Consider the following 26,787-nt stretch of genomic DNA (forward strand, 5'->3'; position numbering starts at 1 on the left):
TATAATTTCCGACTTTCATGTAATAGCAAATCAACCACACTCAGTGAGCTAAATGGAAAAAAGCCCCTAAATCATTGATTTAACGGCTTTTAAGCGATTTTACGCTGCTTTTGTAGTCAGAGCGGGAATGAACTCCGGTATTATAAGCTTTAAAATCAATGTTTTATAACGATGCGTTTTTCCTACTCAATGAGTCGCTCACTATAAGTAAAACTGGCTTTACCAACGCGTATAAAAAAGCAAAAATAATTTAGGTTTCAGTGGCAACTGCAACCGTTTTATGCAGCCGTGAATATAAACTCTATCTGCTAGGCAAAGAATAACTCAAAAAACAAAATCAAATAAAATAAAATATCAAAAAAGGAGGGCTCACCGTCAACCTATCTAAGGTACGCTTGGGTGGCCGAACATAATCTATTGTTCAAGTGTGATTATAATTCAAGCATGAGGTGTTCGCATTTTGCGAACCCTACAGAGCCCGCTGGAGCGAAGCCCTTGGCGTCTGCCCCCCCCCCGGAATATTAAACCTGATAATGACCAATATCATTAAATGGGCCGTTAACGATCACCTTGTTTTCGTGCTGTTAGTGTAACTTTAATTATTCAACAATCAGTAAATGCTAAAATGACTGCCCAGGGATTTAAATTTCTATTTTTTACAGGAAAAGGTGGCGTAGGTAAAACTACGCTGGCCTGCGCCACTGCGGTGGCCATGGCGGATAAGGGTAAGAAGGTGCTGTTGATCAGTACGGATCCAGCTTCCAATCTGCAAGATGTATTGGGCACCCCCGTTAGCGATCAAATAACGCAGCATCAGGATCTAAATCTCCTGTTCACGGTCAATATCGATCCCCAAACTGCTGCAGAAGATTACCGCAAAAGGGTGATAGATCCGCTTGCAGCCATTGCTACAGCTGATGAGATAAGCAAAATAAGAGAAGGGCTTTCTGGCGCCTGTACCACGGAGATCGCTTCCTTTGATGAGTTTTCCCGGTTTATCACCGGGGAAGGTCTTTCAGAAATATTTGATAACGTCATTTTTGATACTGCGCCGACCGGGCATACCATCCGTCTTCTGGAATTACCCGCCGCCTGGGATGATTTTCTTGGGAATAACCCGAACGGGGCTTCCTGCATCGGGCCTTCGTCGGCCCTGAAAAGTAGTAGGGAAAGATATGAAAAGGTAGTGTCCAGTTTAAGAGATCCCTTGCAAACTACTTTTTTCCTGGTAACGCGGCCCGACGCTGCATCATTGAAAGAAGCGGGCAAAACAAGCCGGGATCTGATCGACCTGGGGATGGCCAATCAAAGCTTATTGATCAACGGAATATTTCAGGCAAGGGACCAAACGGACACTACCGCGCTAAAAATGGAAAAAATAGCGGAAAGGGAATTGCTGGAGATGCCCGGGATATTAAAAAACCTAGCTGCTGAGCATTATCCATTATTGCCTTATAACGTACTGGGCCTGGAAAATCTACGGTCTGTATTTGATACGGACCTCCAAAGTAAAATCGTAGCCGCTGAATTTTTAAAATTAACGGAAGCTGGTCATTTGCTGCCTGATTTGAAGGCATTAGTTGATGAACTGGAAAAAAATAGCGATAGTGGCCTGATCATGACCATGGGAAAAGGCGGTGTAGGTAAAACCATCGTAGCAGCATCAATAGCAACGATGCTGGCCCATCGGGGGCATCCCGTTCTTTTAACCACGACCGATCCGGCGGCACATATCAGGGACTTTATGGATCAGTTAACGGCCATCCCGGAAAAATTAACCATTGAACGGATCGACCCGAAAATTGAAACGAAGGATTATATCGATAAGATCGCCGCACAAAAGGGGAAACATTTGGATGAGGAAGGTAAAAAACTCCTGCGTGAAGACCTTCAGTCGCCTTGCACGGAAGAAGTGGCTGTATTTCATGCTTTTTCTAAAGCAATTCAAAGTGCCAGGCGGCGGTTTGTGGTGATGGATACTGCGCCGACAGGCCATACACTACTACTGCTGGATACAACCGGCAGCTACCATAAGGAAATCATGAAAAACATGGCTGTAAGTCCAAGCAAGATTACCACACCGTATATGATGTTACAAGACGGTGTTTTTGCCAAGATTCTATTGGTCGCCTTACCGGAAACAACGCCCATGAGGGAAGCTGAAGCGCTTCAAAAAGATCTGCAACGGGCCGGAATTGTACCCTATGCCTGGGTTATTAATGAATGTCTTTCAGCTGTAAACGATTTAAAAGATCCCCTTTTAAGAAAACGGACATCCGCTGAAGTTCCTATCATTGATCATATTGCTGCTCATTTATCAAAAAGAACGTTTGAGATCCCATATATAGCGGAAGAAATATTGCTGCCGGCGATCCTTTCACGCTATGACGACGCGGTGGTCCAGGCGATTTGATTTTTTCCCCGACTATAAAAGGCGTATATTATTGCCTATGAAAAGCTAACGCCGGTAGCCGTAAAACGGGCCATAGAACTCATTGGCCTGTCGGCCTGGGACGATCATCGTTTCCGGGAACACGATCCTATGCTCTTGCTGATGGCTTTTTTTTTGCCGGTATCCTTTTTTTCAGAAAGATAGGGATTCCCGAAGTGATCGCCGTTTTTTTACCATGCTTTCCATCTTTTTTTGATCTCCAGGTTCATCACCATATACTTTTCCCCGTCTGCCAGGGGGCTTGCCGTTGGACGGGCGTACACCATATTTGTTGAAGTAATAATTGGGGGATTGGCCAAAACGTTTGAAATGCAGGGGCAGGCCAATCTGGCCTTTATTGCTTATCACGCGGTCATATCGACAATAGACGAATCCTTTTGCAATAACTAAATGTATTTTGTTTTATCTCTGGTTGGAAATAAAATACCTTGTAAATCATCAATTTACAAGGCTATGATAGAAGTTGATATCCGATTTTGTAAACGATTTCAGCAATTCGAAAACTAATAGCAGGTTAAAGAGTGTTATTTCTCCAGTACATAGATTTTCTTTTCGTTAAAATCCCAAACCGTTTTGTATTGGTCAAAAAACCGGTAGCCAAAATATATATAGCTGGCCTCATTGATTTGCATCCCTTTTCGAAACGGAGCATTGTCTGCAAAGGTATATGGAGCAATACCTTTGATATTTACTTTCAATCTACCATTTAAAACAACATCATTAACATTCACTATCGGATCATCAAATGCTATAATCAAATATACAAAATGCAGTAATATGAAATACTGATCGCCAAATTAATTATATAATTTCTATAGAAATTGTAGTATTTATCAAATCTTTTTCTACATTTGTGCCAGTAAACAAAATCACTACAAAAAAACAGTTTAAAAGCAACCACCATGCAACCCGAACTTTTACTTAAATACGGCTTTGCTAATCAACATTTAACTGCTTCTGCTTTTACATGCTGTTGTCCTTCTTGTTGTTGCTGTTAATAAAGCAATACAGGGATTCTCTCCCTTCCTTTCATTCTGCTATTTATAGGCAGATGCTCTGATCCTTTTTAATTAACAGGTGCTTGTACCGGTAATCCGGACCGCTATAAGGTGCCTATGCTATAATAACTTAATCAGATTTATCATGACGCTTAACGACGTTTCCCTTATCGGGAAGAAGGTATTGGTGGGCATTATCGTAACCATTATCCCTTTCATTATCATCTTCGGAGGCCTGTGGCTCGGTCGCAAATTGCTCGACAATGCGCCGAAGGCCAAGACAGCGCAAATTGTTCAACCTCAAAACACCAACGTATCATGAAATTAGAACAATCAACCAAAAAGCAGATCATCAAAAACGCTTCATTGAGCTTGTTGCTGTACATACTGCCTATCGCACTCATGTTTGGCACTTTCGCCATTACTGGTCAGCGGCCTTGGGAAAAAAAGCGGCATCAGGATAAACAGGAAAACACAGTAAAAACTAAAACCACGAACTCGCAAGACAATGATTGAGCAAATAAAACAAGTAATAGATAACCTTAACGGCTACGGTTTTTCCGTTTTAACGCTGGTATTGGGCGTACTCGAATTTTCGTTCGGCCTGTACAAAAAACGTTGGAATAAAAATGAAAAATGGGTGGATATAGCCTGTTTTACAATTCCTAAACTGGTGGTGAGGCCCTTGGTAGCCTACTATAGTTTATTGGTATTGCCAGCTTTGTTACCGGCTTTAAAAAACACGTTTGATTGGGTGCCATTTTTATGGGGATGCGCCATCATAGCTGTGGCCGACGATTTGACCCAGTACTGGTATCACCGCCTGCACCATCAAGTGCCATGGTTATGGCGTTTCCACCGAACGCACCACTCGGCATCGTACATGGGCATGGCTATGGCCAGCAGGCAAAATATCATTTACACGCTGTTCTTTTCGCAAACTTATTTAACCGCAGCTTTGGTTTATCTGGGTTTGGGAATCCCAGCTTTGGTTGTGAAAGGTATTAAAGGTACTATCACCACGCTGGCGCATTCAAGCATCCCATGGGATAAACCTTTTTATCAGTATAAGGTGTTACATCCGCTGGCCTGGATATTGGAGCGCACCATATCAACACCAGCAACACACCACGCGCACCACGCAGCTACTACCGATGATGGCGTGGGTTATTACAAAGGCAACTTTGGCAATATGTTTTTTTGGTGGGATGTCATTTTCGGTACAGCGCACATCTCTCGCCAGTATCCTAAAGCTTACGGTATTTCGCACTATGGGGGCGACCAATGGTATGCGCAACTGGCCTGGCCAATTTTTAAATCGAAAGTTGAGGGAAGTGAATTAGCTGCCGATGGCCCTATGGTTAAGGACGATGTGCCTTTGCAGCCTCACCAGTTATACCGTCCTGATCCATTGGCCAAAGCCGAAGCGGAGCAACCTGTTGCAGAGTTCCAGTTACAGCCGGTAAAAGTGTAATGAAAAATAGAATACTGATATTGTTTGGGGCGATATTACTTGCTGCGTGCGGGCAGCAGGAAAAACCGGTGACCATTGCTGCTATTGCCCGGGTTCCGGGCAATAATAAGAAGGTTTGCTGCGAATCGAATTTACCAGGCAGGTTTAAAACAGCAGGGCTAAGCGGTGCTGCGCTTATCCTGCCTGATACTGGCAACACCCATGCCAACCATGCGGGGATGGTTTGGATACCCGCCGGGACTTTTAGGATGGGGGCAGATAACCAACAGGCCGAGCCCGATGAGTACCCGAAACACGATGTTACTGTTGATGGCTTCTGGATAGATAAAACCGAAGTAACCAATGCCGAGTTTGCCCGGTTTATTAAAGCTACCGGCTACGTCACCACCGCCGAGCGCAAGCCTGATTGGGATGAACTGAAAAGGCAAATGCCGCCAGGCACCGAAAAGCCTGCCGATAGTTTACTGGTACCGGCGTCGCTGGTATTTGTACCGGCAGAGCACCCGGTTAATCTTAATGAGTACGCGCAATGGTGGGCCTGGAAAACGGGAGCCAACTGGAAGCATCCCCATGGTCCCGGCAGTGATATCAAGGGCAAGGAAAACTACCCGGTAGTGCAGGTATCATGGTACGATGCCGTGGCCTACAGTAAATGGGCCGGAAAACGCTTGCCAACCGAAGCCGAATGGGAACGGGCGGCAAGGGGAGGACTGGAAGATAAAATCTACCCATGGGGCAATGAAAAAATAAACGAAGGACAGCCAAAAGCCAACACCTGGGAAGGAAGTTTTCCTTACAAAAATACCCAGCGAGACAGATACTATTATCTGGCCCCGGTAAGTTCGTTTAAACCAAACGGCTACGGATTGTATGATATGGCCGGCAATGTATGGGAATGGTGTGCCGATCTGTACAACAATAACTATTACAAAACATTGGGTACATCAAGCGTGAAAAACCCCAAGGGCGCTTCCAAATCGTACGACCCGGATGAGCCTTATGCCATAAAACGGGCGGTACGTGGCGGGTCATTTTTATGTAACGATAGCTATTGCTCTGGCTACCGGGTATCGCGCCGGATGAAAACTACCGAAGATAGCGGGATGGAGCATTTGGGTTTCCGTTGTGTTAGTAACTAAATTAAATACCCCGAATTAAATAATTGACCTGCCTGCTTAATGGCGGGCACAAACAGAAAGGAACATGAAACGATAATATTTACCTACTGCAAATAAGGGAAAAGCATTGCTTTTCCCTCCGGATCAAAACAACGAAACAGGGATCGATTGGCGTTGAGCCTGTTTTATGGTGTCATTTTAATTAATCAAATCTATGCAAAATATTGCAAAGGCGGGAAAAGGCTATACGTTGCCTTTTGCCCGGCGGGCAGCAGCCTTTACGCTGCAATTTATGGAGGATGCTTTTCATCCGCACCAATTATACAAGCTGTTTTACGCAGACAATCAACCGGCGGAGTTTTTAACCTTTAACAACCTGTCGACATGAAAAAACTGTTATTAATTACATTTTTATTATTGATAGGCTTGCCGTTGCTAACCATAGCGCAGCAAACCCAGCCTACCATCAATTCGCATTTGGTTGGCCGTGTAATTGACAGCGCAACCCGCGAACCATTGCCAGGCGCTGTGGTTAAGATCCAGGGTACCACGCACGTGGTTTCAACAGACATTGAAGGTAAATTCAGCTTTATTACCGGCCAAAAATTTCCATACAAACTCATTATCACTTTCACCGGTTACGAAAAGAAAGAGTTTATTGCTGATGGCAGTCCGGTTGAAATTAAACTTAAAGACGCTCAAACTCAGCTAAATCAGGTTGTTGTAGTGGGATATGGTTCACAGAAACGTAAAGACATCACCGGTTCGGTAGCATCGGTACCCGCCCTTGCTTTGAAGCAGCCGGTCCCTTCGCTCGACAGGGCTTTGCAGGGCTCTGTGTCGGGCATCCAGGTTACACAGGCCACCGGGCAGCCGGGAGCAGGTGTAACAGTGCAGGTCCGCGGTGTAAACTCTATCAATGCGGTTGCCGAACCGCTGTATATTATTGATGGTTTCCCTACTTCAAACAGCAATTCGCTTACCGACGCGGGAGTAACCAACGGTCCAAAGATTAACCCGCTGGCTTCTATCAATACATCGGACATTGAAAGTATCGAGGTTTTAAAGGATGCTTCGGCCACAGCTATTTATGGTACACGCGGTGCCAATGGCGTAATCATTATCACCACTAAAAAGGGTAAAGCAGGTGTATCATCAATCAATTATGATGGCAGCTACGGTAAGCAGGAAGTGATTAAAACTTTGTCGCTGCTTAACACCCCTCAATGGGAAGCTTTGCGTAACGATGCTTTGGTGAACACCGGAAAAACCGCCCAAACAGAAGCGCAGCTAAACCCATATAATGCCAATACCGACTGGCAGGCTGCGGCTTTCCGCAAGGGAACTTCGCAAAATCACAGCCTTTCGATATTTTCAGGTACCGAGCGTACAAGACTTGCCTTTTCCGGCAATTACTTTAAACAGGACGGGATCTTGCAAAATACCAACTTTGAGCGTTACGCAGGCAGGGTAAATGTAGAGCACGATTATAACGATAAGTTCAAGATCTCGTCATTCATTACCGGAAGCCGCACCACCGCGCAAATTGCACCCCAGGGTGTTGTACCAGCCATTTTGCTGATGACGCCAACCACGCCGGTTTACAATAGCGATGGTTCATTTTTTATCAAAAACGTATTTGAGGGCACTTATGGTAACCCGATCAATACGCTATATAACCAAACCAATACAACTACCACAAGCCGCATTTTAGGCAATATCGCAGGTGATTATAAGATCACCGAAAACCTTACCGCAAGAGTATTGGCCGGTGTCGATATCATCGACAATAAGCAAAACCGCTACCTGCCTTCTACTGTTTATGAAGGCTCGGGCTATTCAGGCCTTGGCGAGGTTGGTACGCTAAACTCATTTAACTGGCTAAACGAAAATACGCTTACCTACAACAAAAAATTTGGCAAACACTCTTTAAATGTTTTAGCTGGTTTTACCCAACAGCAGTTTAAGGCCGAAGGCGCCATAACCGGTTCATCGGGTTTTGTGAGCGATTATGATACCTTTAATAACCTTGGTTCGGGCAGTGTTACTTCGGTATCGGGCAGTGGGTTTGCAATCGCTCCATCCTCATCGTCAAATACCTGGGCTTTAAAATCATACCTGGGCAGGATCAATTATGGTTTTAACAGCAAATACCTGTTAACGTTGACCTTGCGTGCTGATGGTTCGTCGAAGTTTGCGCCGGGGCATCAATGGGCATCATTCCCTTCTGCTGCTATAGCATGGAATGCATCCAGTGAAGATTTTCTGAAAAATGTAACAGCCATCAGCCAGTTAAAACTGAGGTTGAGTGCCGGTCAAACAGGTAACAGCGATATCCCGGCTTACCAGTCGTACTCGCAGTTAGGTTATTATCGCTACAATTTTGGTAACTCTACAGTTGCAGGTTTCGCGCCAAATAGTTTATACAATCCCAACCTAACCTGGGAAAAAACCAGTCAATATGATTTTGGCTTCGACCTGGGTTTGTTTAAAGACCGGGTTACTGTAACAGCCGATGTTTATTATAAGAAAACAACCAACCTGCTGCTTTACCTGCCTTTGCCGGCAACAAGCGGTTTAACTATCATTACCAACACAGCTATTACCAATCCGCAGCAGTATGAAAACGTGGGTTCGGTGCAGAACAAAGGTTTTGAATTGGGTATTAACTCGCGCAACATTGTTGGCAGTTTTGTATGGAGTACCAACCTGGTATTTGCAGTTAACCGTAATAAAGTGCTGAGCCTTGGCGGTAACGGCGTTAACCAGTTCATCCCAGATTCGTCGCTACCATCCATCATTAAAGTTGGCGAACCTATAGGTTCATTTATCGGTTACAAAACCAATGGCCTCATCCAGGCCGGTGGACCGGTACTTACCCCGGCTGCCAATACTTCGCCGGGAGGTCAAAATTACCGAGATATTAATGGAGATGGTAAAATAACACAAGCTGGTGACAGGGTTATCCTTGGTAACTCACAGCCTAAGTTTACCGGAGGCATTACCAACACATTCGCTTACAAAGGCTTTGATTTAAGTGTTTTCTTACAAGGATCATATGGCAACAAGATCTACAATCAGCAAAGAGGTGTTTTGGAATTAGGAACAGGCTATACCAATGCCACTACCACTTTGTTAAACCGCTGGGCACCAACCAACACCAATACCGATGTGCACAGTGCTTACCAGGACCCTGCGCCAACTATATCGGATAGATTTGTGGAGAATGGCTCATACCTGCGCCTTAAAAGCCTTGGTTTGGGTTACACTTTTCCGCAGTCGGTACTTTCCAGGTCGCCTATCAAGAAAGTCAGGATCTACCTGAGCGCCCAAAACCTGGCAACCTGGACTAAATACACCGGTTATGACCCTGAAGTAAGCAGCAATGAGCAATCGGCCATTACATCAGGAGTTGATAACGGTGCTTACCCGAACAATAAATCTGTAATAGTTGGTATAGGGGTTACCCTGTAACGGCTAAACCTTGATTTTTTAAGATATGAAGACGAAAAATATTAAATACCTTATTATACTGGTTGCTCTTGCCGCTGTTTCATGCGCCAAACTTAAGGAAGACCCGCGGTCGTTCATCCCGGCAAGTCAGTTTTATAAAACCCAGGCAGATGCCGTAGCGGCAGTCACAGCTGCTTATTCGTTATTGAACGCCGGGGCAAATAGTGTTCAAACACCTTATAATACCCTTTTTAACACAGGGATGAATTTTATGGGTGATGATGAAGGCCCCGGCCCCGGCGCTACCAATGCCGACGTACGCTCACAGTCTGTATTAGGCCATTCAGCTTCCGGTCTAAGGATCCTGCAGATCTGGCAACAGCATTATGCAGCTATTAAAAAGGCTAATATCGCCATTGATACCATTCCTGATATCAAATTTGATGCTACGCTAAATAAAAGGCTTGTTGCCGAGGCGAAGTTTTTGAGGGCGCTATATTACTTTAACCTGGTGAGGCTTTATGGCGATGTGCCTTTGGTTTTGCACGATCAAACTTCCATTAACCTGGCTGATCTGCAGATACCAAGAACAGCTGCAGCTACAGTTTATGCCCAAATAGAAACCGATTTAACTAATGCAGCTACCGACTTACCTAATAATTACACCGGTCCGGATGTAGGCAGGGCTACAGCGGGGGCAGCCTACTCATTGCTGGCTAAGGTTTATTTGACCGAACGTAAATGGGATAAGGCTGTGGCGCAGGCCGAAGCTGTAATTAATGGCCCATACGGCTATGACCTTTTTGCGAATTATGCCGATGTGTTTTTGCCTGCAAGTAAAAACGGAAAAGAGCACATTTTTTCGGCACAGTTTAAATCAAACTCACAGGGGCAGGGCAATAACCAGGCACCGCGATCAATATTGAACGGCATCCCGGGGATGGTGGGCAGCTATGCCGATCAGGTGGTGTTTTATTCGGTGCCCGATGCTACCAAACCCGGTGGTGTGGATAAGTTTTTCAGTATTTATAAGTTGTATCCGGCTAATGATAAACGTAAACGGGTAAGCTTTGTAACACGCTTTCAAAGCCCTGCTACCAACCTTTGGTATGGTAAGCTCAATGATGCTACTATTCCCAACGATTCGATCCCCTTCTTTAATAAATATTACGATCCAAGTGTGGCATCTAACGAAGCGGAGTCAGGCGCTAATGTATCTATTATCCGCTTTTCGGATGTACTGCTGATCCATGCCGAAGCTGAGAATGAATTAAACGGGCCAACAGCCAAAGCATATGCATCCATCAACAGGGTAAGGAAACGTGCCGGGCTGGATGACCTTGCCGGGCTTGATCGGGCTTCATTCCGTAACGCGGTTTATTTAGAGCGCAGGCTGGAATTTGTATTTGAATACCAGCGCTGGTTTGATCTGATCCGTGAAAGGGATGCATCGGGTAAAGGCATTCTTGAGGCAAGTCTGCTGAAAGTTGGCAAAACCAATGTAAGCAAAGGCGCGGCTGGCAAATTTTATTTGTTCCCGATACCGCAGCAGGAAATTGATAACAGCAATGGTAAGCTTACACAAAACCCTGGGTGGCAATAACAACCGATGACCTGAGTGATGCGGGCAATGGCCAGCGCGATTCCCCTCTTGAGAGGGGTGGAGGGGTGTGTTACTCTATAGGTGACTTATCGCTTTGTACAACACACCCCTCCCCACGCTCTGTCCTTCGCGCCCCCTCTCAAGAGGGGAGTATGAATTTTAAAAGCAATACCTATGAAAAAGATAACAATGTTCCTGCTCATCTTGGTCGTACTAACCGGTAAAGCATCGGCACAAACGGCATCAACGGAAAGCGGCTCGCATGGCATCGATCCAAGGGTTAGCGCTGCCGTGCTGCAGGTGCTTGACGAGTATATGGCCACTTTTAATGCCAAAGACCTGAAAGGGTGGGAAGATACTTACCAGTTTCCGCACTACCGGCTGGCAGGCGGCAAAATGTCTGTGCTGGAAAAGGCCGGTCTGCGCGATTCGGTAAAAGTATTTGGCGAGTTGCAAAAAGCAGGCTGGGACCATAGCCAGTGGAACCACCTTAACATTGTTCAGGCATCAGCAGATAAGGTACATGTAGATACCCGCTTTTCACGCTTCAGGGCAGATGGTAGCCTGATAGGGCATTATGAATCATTATACATATTAACCAAAGAAAACGGCCGCTGGGGCGTAAAGTTTCGCTCCAGCTATGCCGAATAAACTTTTTATCAATGAAAACAAGAAAAATAACATTGTTCCTTTCGCTTGGCTTGCTTGCAGCATTTACAGCCAAAGCACAAAACGGACAAACGCCGGTATTTGGCGGTACGGTGGGCAAAACGCTCGATGAGTCGAAGGAGTGGTGGCCGGAGCCTCATAAAGCGCCCACCGGCGCGCCAAACGTATTGTGGATTATTTTAGATGATGTTGGCTTTGGCGCTACAAGCACCTTTGGCGGCATTATCAAAACCCCCAATTTTGATACCCTGGCCAATAACGGTTTGCGTTACACCAATTTCCACACGGCAGGAATCTGCGCGCCAACGCGTTCAGCTTTGTTAACCGGACGTAACCATCATTATGTTCATGAAGGTGGTTTTTCGCATGTAACCTTATCGGCGGGTTTTCCGGGGTACGACGGGCGGATCCCATCTGATAAGGGAACCATTGCCGAGATTTTGCGCGAGAATGGCTACAACACATTCGCGGTTGGCAAATATGGTTTAACACCCGATGAGGACGCTACCGACGCCGGTCCGTTTGACCGCTGGCCTACAGGCAAGGGCTTTGACCATTTCTTCGGATTTTTAGGGTCTGCAACTGATCAGTACAAACCCGATCTGGTTGAAGACAACGCTCACGTAACACCCGATGGCCGTCACCTTACCGATCAAATCACGGATAAGGCTATCTTCTATTTAACACGCCAGCATAAGGTTGCGCCTGATAAACCATTCTTTTTATATTATGCGCCAGGGGCTACGCATTCGCCCCACCAGGTGGCAAAGGAATGGAGCGACCTGTACAAAGGCCAGTTTGACAGCGGCTGGGACGATTTCAGGGAGAAGGTGATCGCAAGGCAAAAACAATTGGGTATTATCCCAGCCTACGCCAAATTGCCCGAGCGTAACTCACGCATCCCGGCCTGGAAATCATTGCCTGATGCCGAGAAAAAACTGTACGCCCGCTTTATGGAAGTTTATGCCGGATACCTTACCTATACCGATCATGAGGTTGGCAGGCTCATCAATCATCTGAAACAAAGCGGTCAGCTGGATAATACGCTGGTGTTCGTGATCATTGGTGATAACGGGGCCAGTAAAGAAGGGACGGTTCACGGTGTTATCAACCCTAAAAAGAACTCGGCTAAACTTGTTGCAGAAGACGCTTACCTAAAAACCAATATTGAAGACATTGACGATATCGGTACACCACAGGCCAGCACTAACTACCCGTTAGGCTGGGCGCAGGCAGCCAATACGCCATTTAAATACTGGAAACAGGATGCCAATTCTGAAGGTGGTACCCGTAACCCACTGATAGTTTACTATCCAAAAGGAATTAAAGACAAAGGCACTATCCGCACCCAATACGGGCATGTGATTGACGTATTGCCTACTACGCTTGAATACACCGGTATCAAACTGCCCGAATATATCCGCGGTATTAAGCAGGATACTTTGCAGGGCACATCACTGGTATATTCATTTGATCATCCCGAGGCAAAATCAAAACATGTTTTGCAGCACTATTACATTTTTGGTTCGAGGTCGATTTATAGCGATGGCTGGAAGGCCGAAGCTGCACACCACCCGGATAACGTAGAACTGGGTGACTTTAAAGTTGGACAAAATGTGCCCGATAAGAGCTTTGATGAGGATACCTGGGAGCTATATAACCTGAACGAGGATTTCAACGAGCGGATTGATCTCGCCAAAAAATATCCCGAAAAACTGAAAGAGTTGAAGGCTGTATTTGAAGCACAGGCTAAAAAAAATAACCTGTATCCATTTATCGACTGGTATGATGTTTACCACCAGCGTATCCACAAAAACTATAAAAAGTAACTAATAACATGAAAGCTGAAAGCGGAAGGCAGAAAGCCCAAAGCTATAGCTTGATTGGATTAATTAAAAAACTTATATAACCATTTACAATTATGAAATCCGTTTATCAACGAATTGCCGCCATGTCGGCAATGGCTGTCGTGTTCAACGCGCCTGTTTTTGCGCAACTGCCGCAGGTAAAGGTAACACCGGCCAACATAGCGCCTATTGATCCCGCTAATTACAAAGGCGTGGAAGGCAAAACACTTGCCGAATCAAAAGAGTGGTGGAATAAGCCACTCAAAGCACCAAAAGGCGCTCCAAACATCGTTTGGATTTTGCTTGATGACGTAGGCTTCGGCGCGTCAGGAACCTTTGGCGGGCTCATCAGTATGCCCAATTTTGATACGCTGGCCAACAACGGCTTACGCTATGTTAACTTCCATACGGCAGGCATTTGCGCACCAACACGGTCGTCGCTGCTTACCGGGCGTAACCATCATTATGTACACATGGGTAACTTTGCCCATGCTTCTACAGCTGCGGGTTTCCCGGGTTATGACGGCCGCATCCCGCCAGATAAAGGAACTATTGCCGAAGCGCTTCGCTCTAATGGCTACAGCACTTTCGCTGTAGGTAAATGGGGGGTAACGCCCGATGAGGATACCACGGCCGTTGGCCCGTTTGACCGCTGGCCTACCGGTAAAGGCTTTGATCATCACTTTGGTTTCCTTGAATCGGCTACCGACCAGTATAACCCGCCGCATTTGGTGGAGGATAATTTCCACATCAAGCCCGACGGCCGTAACCTGAACGAGCAGATCACTGATAAGGCTATCGCCTATATCGATGCCGCTCATAAAGCTGCACCTGATCAGCCTTTCTTTTTATACTATGCACCGGGAGCTACCCATGCGCCGCACCAGGTGAGCCATGAATGGAGCGACCTGTATAAAGGTAAGTTTGATGAGGGATGGGATGTCTATCGCCAAAAGGTTTTTGACAATCAAAAGAAAGCCGGTTATATTCCTGCTTATGCAAAACTGCCCGAGCGCAACGAACGGATCCAGGCCTGGAACAGCCTGCCTGCCGATCAGAAGAAATTGTACGCCCGGTTCATGGAAGTTTATGCGGGTTATTTGACCTACATAGACCACCAGGTTGGCCGCGTGATCAGCTACCTGAAAGCTTCGGGCCAGTTTGATAATACTTTGGTTTTTGTGATGATAGGGGATAACGGTGCCAGTAAAGAAGGAACTGTACACGGCGTTATCAATCCTAAAAACTCGGCAGCAACCACACCCGAGGCCGATTATATCAAAAAGAACGAAAGCGATTACGAAACCATTGGTACGCCGGAAGCTTCCGCTAATTATCCTTTAGGCTGGGCACAGGCTGCCAATACGCCTTTCAAATACTGGAAATCTGACGCTGACGCTGAAGGGGGTACCCACAACCCGCTTATTGTTTATTACCCGAAACTCATTACCGAAAAAGGCGGCATCCGTACGCAATACAGCCATGTATCTGATGTATTCCCGACCACTATTGAAGCTGCCGGTTTAAAACTGCCGGAGTACGTTAAGGGCATTAAGCAGGATACGTTGCAGGGTAAATCATTTTTTGGCTCGTTCAATAATGCACAGGCGAAAACCCTGCACACACAGCAGTACTATTACATTTTTACGTCAAGGTCTATCTACAAAGATGGCTGGAAGGCCGAAGCTGCACACCGTCCTGATAACGTGGACCTGCTAAACTTCCCGAAAGAGAAAACTATCCCAGAGCGCAATTACGATAAGGATGTTTGGAAGCTTTATAACCTGAACGAGGATTTTAACGAGCGTGTTGACCTCGCCAAAAAATATCCTGAAAAGTTAAAAGAACTGAAAGATCTGTTTGACGCGGAAGCCAAAAAGAACCACATCTATCCTTTTATCGATCGGGATGATATCAACAACAAACGAATCCATAAACTCGAAAACAATAATTAATCATGAAAAACCTAAAAATTGCTCTACTGGCCTTGCTGGTAGTTTTCACCGGCGAAGTGAAAGCGCAATCACCTGCTTTATTATCTCTTGAAGCATTTGCCGCCAAATTAAAACAGGCAAAAGAGCCGCAGATCTTAGATGCCCGTTCGGCAGAAGAGTTTGTACAAAATCATATCAAAGGCGCGGTAAATATCGATGCCAAAGCAGCAGATTATCAGCAAAAACTGGAAGGCTTAGATAAGGAAAAACCAACTTTTGTATATTCGATAGCTAATGGCCGCAGCACCGTACTTTCGCGCGAGTTGAGGACTAAAGGATTTAAGGATGTAGAGGAATTACCCGGTGGCTTAGCCAATTGGATAGGTTCAGGTTATCCTATCATTTCTACAACAAAAAAGAGCGTTTCACTGTCAAAAGCCCAATTTGATGAACTGGCAGCTTCGTCATCTTTAGTGTTGGTTGATTTTGGGTCGAAGTATTGCGGGGCCTGCAAAAAGCTGGTGCCTGTATTGGATTCGCTCAAAGCAAATTCAGCCTTTACGCCTAAGGTGATCAGTATCGAAGTTTACGACAATACTAATCTGGCTAAAGAGCTAAAAGTAAATGTATTGCCAACGTTGGTGCTGTACAAAAATGGTAAGGAAGTTTGGAAAAAACAGGGCTTTTCATCAACAGCTCAGGTTATTGCAAACACCGAACTGGCCAAAAGCGGATTGGCCTCGAATAATAAATAAAGCTGGAACATGATTAAATACATAGGCTACCTACTGGTAGCTATATTTTGCACGGGGCCTGTATTTGGGCAGGCCCCTAAGCAAAAGCCCAATATCGTTGTCATTTTGGCCGACGATATGGGCTTTTCTGATATAGGCTGCTTTGGTTCGGAGATCAGCACACCTAATATTGACAGGCTTGCCCGGGAAGGGCTGAAAATGACCCAGTTTTATAATGCTGGCAGATGTTGCCCTTCACGTGCGGCTTTGCTTACGGGGCTATATCCGCATCAGGCAGGCGTTGGCGACATGGTGAAATACAAAGGTTCGCCGGCATACCAGGGTTACCTGAATGAGCATAGCGCTACCATTGCCGAGTTGTTGAAAGATGAGGCTGGTTATAATACCATTGTATCGGGCAAGTGGCACGTTGGGTTACAGCAATCTGCATTAGCCTATAACCGCGGGTTTGATAAATCGTTTACGATGTTGAATAATGGTAGTAGCTATTTTAATTCGGCACCATTGTATAATGATGGTAGTAAGATCACCTTTATGCTGAATGATAAGGAGATCACTCGCAGTGATACTTCAAAGTATCTTACACAGGCCATTACCGATTTTGCTGTGAAGTCATTGGATGAGATCAAAGACCAGCATAAGCCATTCTTTATGTATGTGGCTTACAATGCCCCACACTGGCCCATCCAGGCACTGCCGCAAGATATTGCAAAGTTTAAAGGTCAATATCTTAAAGGCTGGGATGTGTTACGGAAACAGCGTTATGAAAAACAGCTGGCAACAGGTATCGTCAAAAAACAATGGCAGCTATCGGCAAGGGATAAACGCGCCCCGGCATGGGATTCATTATCTCCCGATGAAAAAGATAAATGGGATACCCGGATGGCTATTTATGCCGCCATGGTTTACTGCATGGATGCCTGCATAGGTGAGATCATGACCAAATTGAAGCAACTGGGAAAAGACAAAAATACCATTGTCCTTTTTGCATCAGACAATGGCGGCAGTGCCGATGAGGTAAGAAGCCTGAAAACAGTGATCCAGAAGAACGGTGAGCCCGGATCAGTAAATTCTATCGATAGTTACGAGATTCCCTGGGCTAATGTAAGTAACACGCCTTTTAAACTATTTAAGCGCAACACCCACGAGGGTGGGATAGCAACGCCCATGATTGCTTGGTATCCAGGGCATATTAAAGCGGGAAGTACCAGCAGTAGTGTAGGGCATCTGGTCGATCTGATGCCTACCTGTTTGCAGCTGGCCGGGGTAACTTATCCCGCTCAATTTAAAAACCGGGAACTTACGCCTTTGGCAGGTAGAAGCCTTATTCCAGTTTTTACAGGCAAGGCAAATAATGGGGAACGCACACTTTTTTGGGAACACGAAGGCAGCCGCGCCATCCGAAAAGGCAAATGGAAGCTGGTTGCAGAACCGAAACAGCCCTGGGAACTCTACGATATCGAAGCAGACCGTTCTGAAACGAAAGACCTGGCTAAAAAATGTCCCGCAAAGGTAATCGAACTGGAGAAAGCATATCTGGCCTGGGCAAATAAGACCGGCGTAGTTGACTGGGAAACAATAAAAGACTTGTAACTTAATTAATTGCTGATAATATCTTTTCTAAATGTAAGTTCGCGCATATCCGCGCTCACTTTTTTATCTATCAGTTTTGCATAATGTTGTGTTTGTTTAATATTGGTATGACCAAGCAATTTTGATACAGTTTCTATAGGTACACCATGATTCAATGTTATTGTTGTAGCGAATGTATGTCTGGCGATGTGAAAGGTCAACTCTTTGTTGATACCCACTATTCCTGCAATCTCTTTCAAATAGGAGTTCATTTTCTGATTACTCAACATAGGAGGGGCCAGTCCTGTATTTAGGCATTTTGGGTTTTTCTTATATTTTTCTAGAATAATGATTGCTTCAGGTAGTAGTGATTGTGATAATGAGAGGAGTGAGTATTCGTGATCGAAAGCGTAGGTTTTCGTTACCTGTGAAACATTAACTTTTCCTCATGACCCACTAACTGTTTCACTATTGTTTCACCAGAAATTTCAGAAAACAAAAAAGCGATTAGTGTCTTTCATCTAATCGTTTGATTTTCAAGTACTCAGAGTGGAAATCGAACAGTGTATGTAAGTCCTTGATTTTTATTGACTTGTAAGGTGGTGTTTAAGCTACTCAATGAATCGTTCAATAAACACATATCGACCTTTGCCGATTGTGTTACGAAGATAGTAAAAAAGTTTTTATGGGCTTTTCATATTCCTAATAACTTATTTTATACACTCATTGCGAACACCTGATATGAAATAATGAAATAAAAGACAAGAATGGGATAATAGTTGTCATAAGGATTAAAGTCTAATTTTTTATATCTTAGGAGCAGCCCCCGAGGAATTCTCGGTGGTTCAATACAACAGCAATCGCATTTTTTCTGTTATAGAAATGCCTATTGATGTTGTGCATTTTTTGCATAAGTTATTGTCTTGCCTAAATTGGCGGGCTTTTCAAAAATATAGCGACCCGACAGTTACTGTTAAGGAAAATTCAATTATGTATCCTGATGTTTTTGTAACTGCTTAGGTAAATTAACTATGGATAAGGCTTTCAATATTACCAAACCATAAAAAAATCAGTTTTGGCGCGATTTAGGAATTATATCAATTAAACAGACTTTCTAGTTTGATATCATTTTGTACAAGTCCTATTTTGTAGCTATTGTCTTGTGTGCCAAAGGTCGTAACCATGACAATAAATAGTGTTTTGGCGGTTTTAGTCTTGTTTTTAAACACATCTTTTTTATGCACCAAATCTGCCGCATAAGCCTTATCTATTGTGAAAACTGAGTTTGAGAATTTCATTTCACAAATACTGATACAGAAATCCTGACGATCAAACAGTAAATCAATTTGTGCGCCTGGCTGGCCTTTCCCCGGAACATATCGCCATGCCGACTCTTCGGTATAAACCCCGGCGATCCCCAACGCCGCTTTAATTTCTTTTATGTGCTTTAAGCAAACGCTTTCAAAAGCTGTACCACTCCAACTTCGCCATGAAGAACTTGTAGAAAGCTTTATCCAGGTTCCAGCACCAGTTGCACGGCTGTTTTCTATGAATTTAAGATAGAATCTTGAATATTCATCCGATAATTTATAAATGCTGTCGCGTACGTTTTTTTCAAATGGCAGATAAGCGGAAATAAAGCCCGATTCTGTTAGTTCCTCCAATAGTAAGGTAGCCGTTCCACCTGTAGATAAACCACATTCTGCAATAATTTCCTTGCGTGTTAAACCTGATGGTTTATTGGCAAGCGCCCTTACAATAGAAATATGTTTATCTGCTTGGGCAAATAGCGATTGGTACAGATTATTAAACTCATTTTGCAAAATGCCATCTTTTGTAAAACAAATCCGGTCTATATTTTGAGCTGCGCTTTGTCCCGGCGAAATTTCTTTCAAATATTGTGGGATTCCCCCCATAGCCATATATAGCTGTGCAATTTGATAATGGTCCAGATTTATATTGTTGTGTCGCAAATATTCATTTGTTTCAGCAAGTGTAAATGGAAGTAACCGTAGTTTCTTTGTAATCCTGTTATGTAGGCCGCCTTTATTGTTTACTACTTTTTGGATCATCCATGATGCTGCTGATCCACAAATGATAAGAACCAGGTTGTTTTGTTGTGTTCCCCATGAGTTCCAAAAAAACTCAAACGCAGGTAAAAAGCCAGATTTGGCCGAGCTTAACCAGGGGAACTCATCCAGGAAAATAACACATTTGTTTTTCTTTAATAGCGGCTCTGCATAGTTTTTAAGCATTTGAAAAGCCTGTGTCCAGTTACTTGGAATAGCCGGAGGGATAGGTAATTGCATCCTTTCAGCCAATGTGTTGCTAAAATTTATTAGCTGATCTTTTAATGTTGCATTATGGACACCAGAAATTTCAAAAATAATATGTTTTTGAAAGGATTTTCGGATCAGATAGGTTTTGCCAACTCGCCTTCTGCCAAATATAGCTATCAATTCAGCTTCATTAGATTGCAAAGCCTGCCCGAGTATAAGCTGTTCTTCTATACGACCGATAACTTCTTTCACTTCTATTTTAACTTTGATTTTCCATGCTTGTGAGCAAATCGTATTCTTTATAATCAGCCACAACTATGCAAATATAAATACTTGTGGCTAATTATAAAAACACATAATCAGCCACAAGTCCATTTAAAAAGATGGTTATGGCTGAGTATGATATTAGGCTAATGTTTGTAGATATAGGGTTTCCAGGCTTCGCATTTTGCATTAATCGGAAAGGTTTTTGACAGCTTGGAGGACCTATACTTAAAGCTTTTTTAAGTAATGCTTTTTACGTACTCGCCTTTTTGAGCAGCAATTTCATTCCCCCAGTTAAGAATGGCATCAAGTACCGGTGTAAAGGATTTCCCAAAATTAGTTAAGCTGTATACAACTTTAACAGGCGGCTTTTCACCATAAACCTGCCTTGCAATTAATCCGCATTCCTCTAATTGTTTTAATTGCAAACTCAAGGTCATTTCAGTAATGCCAGGCATTTCTTTTCTCAGTTCGCCATAGCGCTTACTCGAATCTTTTAAATGATACAGGATGACCACTTTCCGCCGACCAGGTCCATAGCTACACTTACGGTGCAGGAGTATAACTTATTCCGTTTTTTTATAAGTTATTTTACAAATAATGTTAAATTATAATGCAGTAATCGGTGTTTATCCGTTTTTGTATAAATTATTTTATATGCCATCCAGAGAATCAGGCGGGGTTCCGCTTGACGAAGAGGGGGCAACCAAATGGTTTTTCCATAAAGGGATCATTGCTGGGCAAATCCCAGCCAAACATCAGCGGTGAGCGAAAAATACATCATAGGCTCATTAATGTAGCTGAACCTACTCATGCGGTTATCACCCCTTTCGGCACGGATACCGATCCTGCCAAGTGGCAGCATATTACCGTCGGGCCAGCCTCCGGGTATGCGGTAGGCATTCCATCTTCTAAAGACATCAAAATGGTCTTTGAGTATGTGCCAGTTGTCCCAGAAATCGTCCATAGTGCGCACATATTCGCATGTTGCTACACATCGGCGGGACTTTTTATAGGGGTTTCACCCGGCGAGGTACTCAATGCAATCTTTCTCCATGTCTTGTCAATTGCTTTTCGGATCATTTCCACATTTCATTTCCTCTTCTTTAACCAGCCTGAATAAGGTAAATCAGTGCAGGATATTTTTTAGGAGCCATAACGCTTTCATCCCATTAATCATATTTGCAGTTCCTACTGGCGTAATTTTACCTGCATTTAATACACTTTGATACAACAATTTTTTTGATCGCATTGGCCACTTGGTCAATGTCCGCCGACTTTGATATAAAAAAATCACTACCGGAGTTGAGCATTCGATTAGCGACTTCAGGGATGGTTAATGAAGAGTGGATGATAATGAAAACTTCCGGCCACAGTTGCTTAATCTTCCTTGCCGTTTCAAATCCGCCCATGACAGGCATCTCTATGTCCAATATTACTGCTGATGGCAATGCCGAGCAACGACTCATTTGGTCGATGCCTGCCTTCCCATTATTTGCCTGGAATACCACAGCGACACCCGACCGTTGCAGCAATCTCGTTACAATTGTTCGGTAGAGGTCGTCATCGTCAATAATGGCTACAGAAATAGGCATTTCACTCATTTCACTCATTTTATTACATCGTTAGTTTTGTTGCGGTTCTCTTTCATATGCTGATTTTTTATACCATTCCAGAAAGCTGCTACTTTTTTTGAATCCTAATTCTGTCGCAATTTCTTTAAGTGTCTTTTCTCTATTTTCTATCCTATGCAATGCATAATGCACCTGTAGGTTTCTGAAGTATTCCAAGGGGGTAACACCATGCGTCTCTTTAAAATCACGCTTGAGCTTCGATACAGATACGTTACAACTGAAAGCGAGATCTTTGATGCCCGGAAACCTCGTATGAAATTGTTGTTCGAGAATTTTCGCCGCTTTCAACATTGCATAGTCGGAGGCTCCTATTGATACATTGGCGGTACCTTTCTCATCCATAGAGAGCCTAAAAAAAAAGCGGTTAGCTCAAACAGTATGCTAAAAATGGAAGATTTATAGTGATATTTCTTGCGCTCGTATCTTAAAATATTAAAAAGACGGTCTTGCAGGAACACCTCTGCCCGGGTAGCAACGCGAAACAATGGTGAATGTTCCAACCTGTCATCTGTTGCCTCCGTCTGCCTATCGCCTAGACCCTCGTTGTCTGTATTGGACAATCCTGTCAAGTAACTACCGGTAAAAATCAGACGGCAGCACTTTAAAACTTTGCCTTTCTCCGCGTAAATTTCAGTCACGGTGCCTGGACCCGAGAAAACCACCTGATTGTCCGCCCAATGAACGTCCTGATTATTGAGATAGCCTATTCTTCCGGCGCTGGAAAAGAAATTAATTGAAAAGAGCCCTGGTGAGTGCCTTTTAGCCTCCAAGATGTAGTGATTGTTGCTTTTAACGTGGATTTCCATCGCAACCAGCCAAAATCCAAAATCAATCCGCTCGTAAAAAACCTCACACCAGCTATGCTTCTCGTCAATGAAAAAATGGTGCCCGGCGGCCAACTGTGCGAAGCCCTCCTTACGTCTGTAATAGCGGGGGTAGACGTGCGGAGTGACCCTGCCAAGTGTTATATTTTCCCATCGTATCGGTAGACTGTTCATGATCAAGTGCTAAGTGGTATCTATGTTGGTGAAAGGTTCATTTTGCAAGAAATTTTATTTGTCGACGAAGATTGAAATAACATTAGGGACGTCACGTGAAGAAGATGGCGTAGGGTCTTTCTTACTTTCAGTGTGATTGTGTACCTGTTTTTTCAGGAGCACCTTTTTAGTCATGCATCGGTAGCAGAAGTAATTTCTTATTGGGAGCCAAAAAAGAACGGTTTTCATAAAAGGTGTTCTTGGGATGCGCTCAAGTGGTTCGTTGCACTTGTTACAATGTGGCTTTGATTTTTTGTTGTCTAGTCGGGGGACAGCGGGTTTGTTATGCATAGAAGAATCGGTTTAGCATTGCGCAATGTTACATAAACGCCGCTTTCGCATTAAGCCCAAATCACCCCCAATAAGCCCATAATTGCCGGTTGTTTGCAAGCCTGCATTTTGCAGGACTTAGCATCTGATTGCATATAGCTTCAACATTCGCCAATTGCCGGTGCAGCACGGGGCTTCATATTACGAACTATCAACCAACACTGTGCGGGGGCGTCCTTTTCAATGCTTGCATGCATAGTATAGTCTTGATGTTTGATGATGTCACAGATGATAGCGCGCGAAGAGCCTTCGTAGTCGAGAGTTATCGGTTTTAGTTGCTCGAAATATTCGCACGTACCTGCATTGATGATCGCCTGCAATTGCGGCAAGGTATAACATAGATATTGCGCCAGGACTTTAGAGCTGCCGTATTCGCTTTTGATCTCGAAATTCATTCGAAATGATACTGCACTCAATGCGTTCATAGCCGCGATCTTTTCTTTGGTGGCTGACTTTCCATACGAGCGTCAGGAACTGGGGAAGCGTCGCGCCATCGGTGATTACGTAACTGGCTTCGGTCCCCCAATCAAGTTGGTCGCCTTCGGAAATTGCAAATAAAGAGCTACGGCTATAACTGATTGGCTTGGTGTCGATAGGGGAGATTAGCATAATGATGGATGATAGAATGGCTACTTGTCACCCGTAGTACTGTTGCATAGCGTCGCGACGTGCTGGACACTGATGGGAGGGCACTGGTGCTGAAAAAAGCACTTTGTTTTCTCATGAGGGGATAAGATTTAACGGCATAAAGGTAACTCCGCAGACATTACATTTTCTCCGTATTTTGGCCAATAATAGCCTATTATTATCTTACAGTAAGCGGAATACTGCGTTGCTATGGTAAGATTGTCACAAACACATATCAAACACCTTATCAAGGGTGTTTGATAAAGCGCCTGGGTATGCCAAATGATAAATTCTTTGTCTTTATTGCAGACTACTTTTTTACCTTGTTCCCGGCATACTGCACCATCGATTGAAACTTGCAAATGATCGACACATTGTTTAAAGGTAAATCCTAAACAATATTGAATCTGCTTCAACTTTCCATTCAGACTTTGAAGATGTCTATAACATCCCGCATAGCCCTCTGTTCCACGGGAGCTTTGCTCTGACGTAGTCTGTTTAGGGACTGATGCTCCGATCAATTCCTCCTATTATCGTATGCAACGGTGTGTTCTGTGCGGAGTTCCTAATCTCGAAGATAAGAAGGATATAACATGGCAAAAGATAAAGACTAAACGATTATGTCGACCGCTATAGTTAAGTATCTTTTCGTAACAGTTTTGCCCCTCTTGCATGTCATAATCAATTTTGCTAAATTCAATAGGATTAATTATTCAAATAATTCATAATTAGATATTTAATAAAAATTATTTCAAATCGCTTCATAATTCGACCTGTTTTTCAGACTTTGGTATTACCTAAGTATTACCTAAAAGGGCACTTTTAATATTACCTATTATACTATGGAGATATTGAAAAAGTTAGTTCTATGAACCTACAAAGAGCCCGTTAACGGGGAGTATGAGATCAGGATCAGGCTGACCCTTCGCAAAGAATAAAAATATTTTAATGTCGGTCATTCCTGTTCCCTGGAGAACTTGGATAATCAAGTTTGCACGCTTATGGCAATCATACGTTTTATAATAGCTCATCCACAGGGAATAAAAACTGTTTCCGTAGGTCGAATCAGGATTAATAAACACGATACGTTTCACGCGGCTGACCAATAAGGCGCTAGTGCAAAAAGGACAAGGTTCGAGCGTGGTGTAGATGGTAGTACCCGCATTTAGGGTATCATAAGACTGAGCATCATTAAAGAGCATGTTGCGGTAATATTTTTCATCGGAAGTTGTCGTCGGTTCTCTTGACGAAATCTGTTTTTTCTTCTCTACAGCTCCCTGTAGGGTTAGTTACTCTGCATGCAGTAAAGCGCTATTAAAATGATGGGAGCAGTAAAGTATCTGAAGCCAGGGAATGCAAAACAGCGAGGACGAACAAAAAAGAGGATATAATTAATTCTTCGTTGTGGGTCCGCTTTTTTCGTTTTTACCTGTTTATTATTAAACTCACCAATATGACATTTTACAATAAACGTTTCGATTGAACTATTCTCCCCGCTTGATCGTTGTCACCAGGTGGCCGGAAAGATCGATGGTCTTGAATTACAAATTCTTTCCCTAAAGCAGACGCTCTGTGAGATTGGGAATTCTTTTTATTTCTTCGTTTTCCCAGCCAGATCAAAAAGCCGGTGATGGGTAATGAGCCACATATCAGACTGGCTATAAAAGCCAATATTTGTGTTGGCAAACCATAGATGCGACCGGTGTGTATATCCTTGTTTGAATTGCGCCACTTTAAACCAAGCGGTTTGTTTGGATGCTCTATGCGGTCAAACATTTCGCCGGTGCGAATGTCGAAATAGTAATAATTGATCGGCCGCCAACCGTCGGTTCGACTTTTAATGTAGACAAAAGCCATCAGGACCTTGTTCCCGTTTTCAGGCAAATTAAGCCCGATAGTAAGATAATTGCCGCTGAGCTTCGTTTGCAGCGTGTTCAGGATTTGATCCAGATGATTGCCGGTGCTATCAGCAGCGGTGGCCACGGGTGCTTTACGTAGCAGTACCACAGGTTTTGGTGACCCGAGTATTTGGTAGATGCCTTTTTCCCACCATTTGAAAGACCATGTTAAACCCGTTACGACAATTATCAGAGCAACCGGGAGCACCCAAAAACCCAAGGTATTGTGCAGGTCATAATTGACACGTTTCCACTTAGCTTTCCACCTGACTGAAATATGCCGCTTGAACTGACGGTAGTTTTTTGGCAGCCACAGCAGAAAACCGGTGACCAGCATCAAAAGGAATAACAGGACACAACCACCAACCAGAACACTGCCGACAGGTTTGACCAGCAGTAATTGCCGATGTAATTGCTCCACGACATTGAAAAACTCATAGCGGACATCCACCACGCCTAAAACCTGACCCGTATAGGGGTTCACATAGATATCGTCCCTGTATTTGAACTGGCTGAAATAACTAAGTGTAATATCCTTGCGCTCATTGATTTTAGACGCGGTGAAGACAAAGCTTTTTGTTTCCTCACCGATGCGCAGATCGGTGATTTCTTTTTTCGCTCCAACCGCTTTCTGCGCAATGGATAATAACTCAGAAACAGGTCTTGCAGGTCCTGTTTTGTTTACAACGATCAGATCCCGATGAAAAAACGCGAAAAGTTCTTCATCAAATACCTGGAGACATCCGGTAAGGGAGACGATAACGACAACGATACCGGTAAAAAGTCCTATCCACAAATGCAGCCAGGCAGCAAAGAATTTAATGCGCATCCAGATCATTGCGA

The 26,787-nt window shown here is 44.0% G+C and carries 24 protein-coding genes; 13 read left to right on the forward strand and 11 right to left on the reverse strand.

Annotation, left to right across the window (positions count from 1 at the left end; translation table 11 throughout):
- Window positions 1–625 precede the first annotated feature (625 nt).
- Window positions 626–2,413: an arsenical pump-driving ATPase gene (gene arsA, locus J3L18_RS02830; RefSeq protein WP_129570602.1), complete on the forward strand. Its 1,788-nt coding sequence runs from the start codon at window positions 626–628 to the stop codon at window positions 2,411–2,413.
- Between the two features lie 563 nt (window positions 2,414–2,976).
- Here the strand turns inward: arsA and J3L18_RS02835 are convergent.
- Window positions 2,977–3,210 carry a hypothetical protein gene (locus tag J3L18_RS02835; RefSeq protein WP_129570601.1) on the reverse strand — a complete coding sequence of 78 codons (234 nt, stop codon included), beginning with the start codon at window positions 3,208–3,210 and terminating at the stop codon, window positions 2,977–2,979.
- 385 nt (window positions 3,211–3,595) lie between these two features.
- Between J3L18_RS02835 and J3L18_RS02840 the strand changes: the two genes are divergently transcribed.
- The 12 genes from J3L18_RS02840 to J3L18_RS02895 all read left to right on the forward strand — a co-directional run bounded on the left by J3L18_RS02840 (window position 3,596) and on the right by J3L18_RS02895 (window position 17,896).
- The gene (locus J3L18_RS02840) at window positions 3,596–3,772 is read left to right on the forward strand and encodes a hypothetical protein (protein ID WP_176844494.1); all 177 of its coding nucleotides are present in this window, start codon (window positions 3,596–3,598) and stop codon (window positions 3,770–3,772) included.
- On the forward strand, window positions 3,769–3,966 hold the full coding sequence (locus tag J3L18_RS02845) for a hypothetical protein (RefSeq protein WP_091169859.1): 198 nt from the start codon (window positions 3,769–3,771) through the stop codon (window positions 3,964–3,966). Before J3L18_RS02840 ends, J3L18_RS02845 begins: the two co-directional genes overlap by 4 nt.
- Window positions 3,959–4,924: a sterol desaturase family protein gene (locus tag J3L18_RS02850; protein ID WP_091169857.1), complete on the forward strand. Its 966-nt coding sequence runs from the start codon at window positions 3,959–3,961 to the stop codon at window positions 4,922–4,924. The genes J3L18_RS02845 and J3L18_RS02850 overlap by 8 nt, the downstream gene beginning before the upstream one ends.
- Window positions 4,924–6,063, forward strand: coding sequence for a formylglycine-generating enzyme family protein (locus J3L18_RS02855; RefSeq protein WP_129570600.1), 1,140 nt, complete (start codon window positions 4,924–4,926; stop codon window positions 6,061–6,063). The genes J3L18_RS02850 and J3L18_RS02855 overlap by 1 nt, the downstream gene beginning before the upstream one ends.
- 193 nt (window positions 6,064–6,256) lie before the next feature.
- Complete coding sequence (locus J3L18_RS02860; RefSeq protein WP_176844493.1) at window positions 6,257–6,430, forward strand: hypothetical protein; 174 nt, start codon at window positions 6,257–6,259, stop codon at window positions 6,428–6,430.
- Window positions 6,427–9,516: a SusC/RagA family TonB-linked outer membrane protein gene (locus tag J3L18_RS02865; RefSeq protein ID WP_129570599.1), complete on the forward strand. Its 3,090-nt coding sequence runs from the start codon at window positions 6,427–6,429 to the stop codon at window positions 9,514–9,516. Before J3L18_RS02860 ends, J3L18_RS02865 begins: the two co-directional genes overlap by 4 nt.
- 25 nt (window positions 9,517–9,541) lie before the next feature.
- Window positions 9,542–11,098, forward strand: coding sequence for a RagB/SusD family nutrient uptake outer membrane protein (locus tag J3L18_RS02870; protein ID WP_129570598.1), 1,557 nt, complete (start codon window positions 9,542–9,544; stop codon window positions 11,096–11,098).
- 174 nt (window positions 11,099–11,272) lie between these two features.
- On the forward strand, window positions 11,273–11,749 hold the full coding sequence (locus tag J3L18_RS02875; RefSeq protein ID WP_129570597.1) for a DUF6841 family protein: 477 nt from the start codon (window positions 11,273–11,275) through the stop codon (window positions 11,747–11,749).
- A gap of 11 nt (window positions 11,750–11,760) precedes the next feature.
- Window positions 11,761–13,596, forward strand: a complete 1,836-nt coding sequence (locus tag J3L18_RS02880) for an arylsulfatase (protein WP_129570596.1) — start codon at window positions 11,761–11,763, stop codon at window positions 13,594–13,596.
- 92 nt (window positions 13,597–13,688) lie between these two features.
- Window positions 13,689–15,569, forward strand: a complete 1,881-nt coding sequence (locus tag J3L18_RS02885) for an arylsulfatase (RefSeq protein ID WP_223266228.1) — start codon at window positions 13,689–13,691, stop codon at window positions 15,567–15,569.
- Between the two features lie 2 nt (window positions 15,570–15,571).
- Entirely contained in the window at window positions 15,572–16,303 is a 732-nt protein-coding gene (locus tag J3L18_RS02890) for a thioredoxin domain-containing protein (RefSeq protein WP_129570595.1), read from the forward strand.
- Window positions 16,304–16,312: 9 nt separating this feature from the next.
- Window positions 16,313–17,896 (forward strand): arylsulfatase, encoded by a 1,584-nt coding sequence (locus tag J3L18_RS02895; RefSeq protein WP_129570594.1) that lies wholly within the window; start codon window positions 16,313–16,315, stop codon window positions 17,894–17,896.
- 5 nt (window positions 17,897–17,901) lie between these two features.
- On the opposite strand, the gene J3L18_RS02900 is transcribed toward J3L18_RS02895, so the two are convergent.
- The 10 genes from J3L18_RS02900 to J3L18_RS02940 all read right to left on the reverse strand — a co-directional run bounded on the left by J3L18_RS02900 (window position 17,902) and on the right by J3L18_RS02940 (window position 26,782).
- Window positions 17,902–18,165, reverse strand: a complete 264-nt coding sequence (locus tag J3L18_RS02900) for a tyrosine-type recombinase/integrase (protein WP_091169825.1) — start codon at window positions 18,163–18,165, stop codon at window positions 17,902–17,904.
- A gap of 807 nt (window positions 18,166–18,972) precedes the next feature.
- Window positions 18,973–20,406, reverse strand: a complete 1,434-nt coding sequence (locus J3L18_RS02905; protein WP_129570593.1) for an AAA family ATPase — start codon at window positions 20,404–20,406, stop codon at window positions 18,973–18,975.
- Between the two features lie 251 nt (window positions 20,407–20,657).
- The gene (locus tag J3L18_RS02910; RefSeq protein ID WP_223266227.1) at window positions 20,658–20,936 is read right to left on the reverse strand and encodes a winged helix-turn-helix transcriptional regulator; all 279 of its coding nucleotides are present in this window, start codon (window positions 20,934–20,936) and stop codon (window positions 20,658–20,660) included.
- 212 nt (window positions 20,937–21,148) lie between these two features.
- On the reverse strand, window positions 21,149–21,385 hold the full coding sequence (locus J3L18_RS02915) for a hypothetical protein (protein ID WP_189549346.1): 237 nt from the start codon (window positions 21,383–21,385) through the stop codon (window positions 21,149–21,151).
- Between the two features lie 238 nt (window positions 21,386–21,623).
- The gene (locus J3L18_RS02920; RefSeq protein ID WP_129570592.1) at window positions 21,624–22,031 is read right to left on the reverse strand and encodes a response regulator; all 408 of its coding nucleotides are present in this window, start codon (window positions 22,029–22,031) and stop codon (window positions 21,624–21,626) included.
- A 12-nt stretch (window positions 22,032–22,043) separates the two neighbouring features.
- On the reverse strand, window positions 22,044–22,394 hold the full coding sequence (locus J3L18_RS02925; RefSeq protein WP_129570591.1) for a helix-turn-helix domain-containing protein: 351 nt from the start codon (window positions 22,392–22,394) through the stop codon (window positions 22,044–22,046).
- Entirely contained in the window at window positions 22,361–23,050 is a 690-nt protein-coding gene (locus tag J3L18_RS02930; protein WP_129570590.1) for a hypothetical protein, read from the reverse strand. Before J3L18_RS02930 ends, J3L18_RS02925 begins: the two co-directional genes overlap by 34 nt.
- Before the next feature lie 470 nt (window positions 23,051–23,520).
- A complete protein-coding gene (locus tag J3L18_RS02935) occupies window positions 23,521–23,844 on the reverse strand; it encodes a hypothetical protein (RefSeq protein ID WP_129570589.1) in 324 nt (107 codons plus the stop codon).
- Window positions 23,845–24,912: 1,068 nt separating this feature from the next.
- Window positions 24,913–25,248, reverse strand: a complete 336-nt coding sequence (locus J3L18_RS31055) for a cytidine/deoxycytidylate deaminase family protein (protein ID WP_129570588.1) — start codon at window positions 25,246–25,248, stop codon at window positions 24,913–24,915.
- Between the two features lie 259 nt (window positions 25,249–25,507).
- Window positions 25,508–26,782: a PepSY-associated TM helix domain-containing protein gene (locus J3L18_RS02940; protein WP_129570587.1), complete on the reverse strand. Its 1,275-nt coding sequence runs from the start codon at window positions 26,780–26,782 to the stop codon at window positions 25,508–25,510.
- Between the last annotated feature and the right edge of the window lie 5 nt (window positions 26,783–26,787).

It is taken from the genome of Mucilaginibacter gossypii (assembly GCF_017569325.2).
GTDB classification, from domain to species: domain Bacteria; phylum Bacteroidota; class Bacteroidia; order Sphingobacteriales; family Sphingobacteriaceae; genus Mucilaginibacter; species Mucilaginibacter gossypii.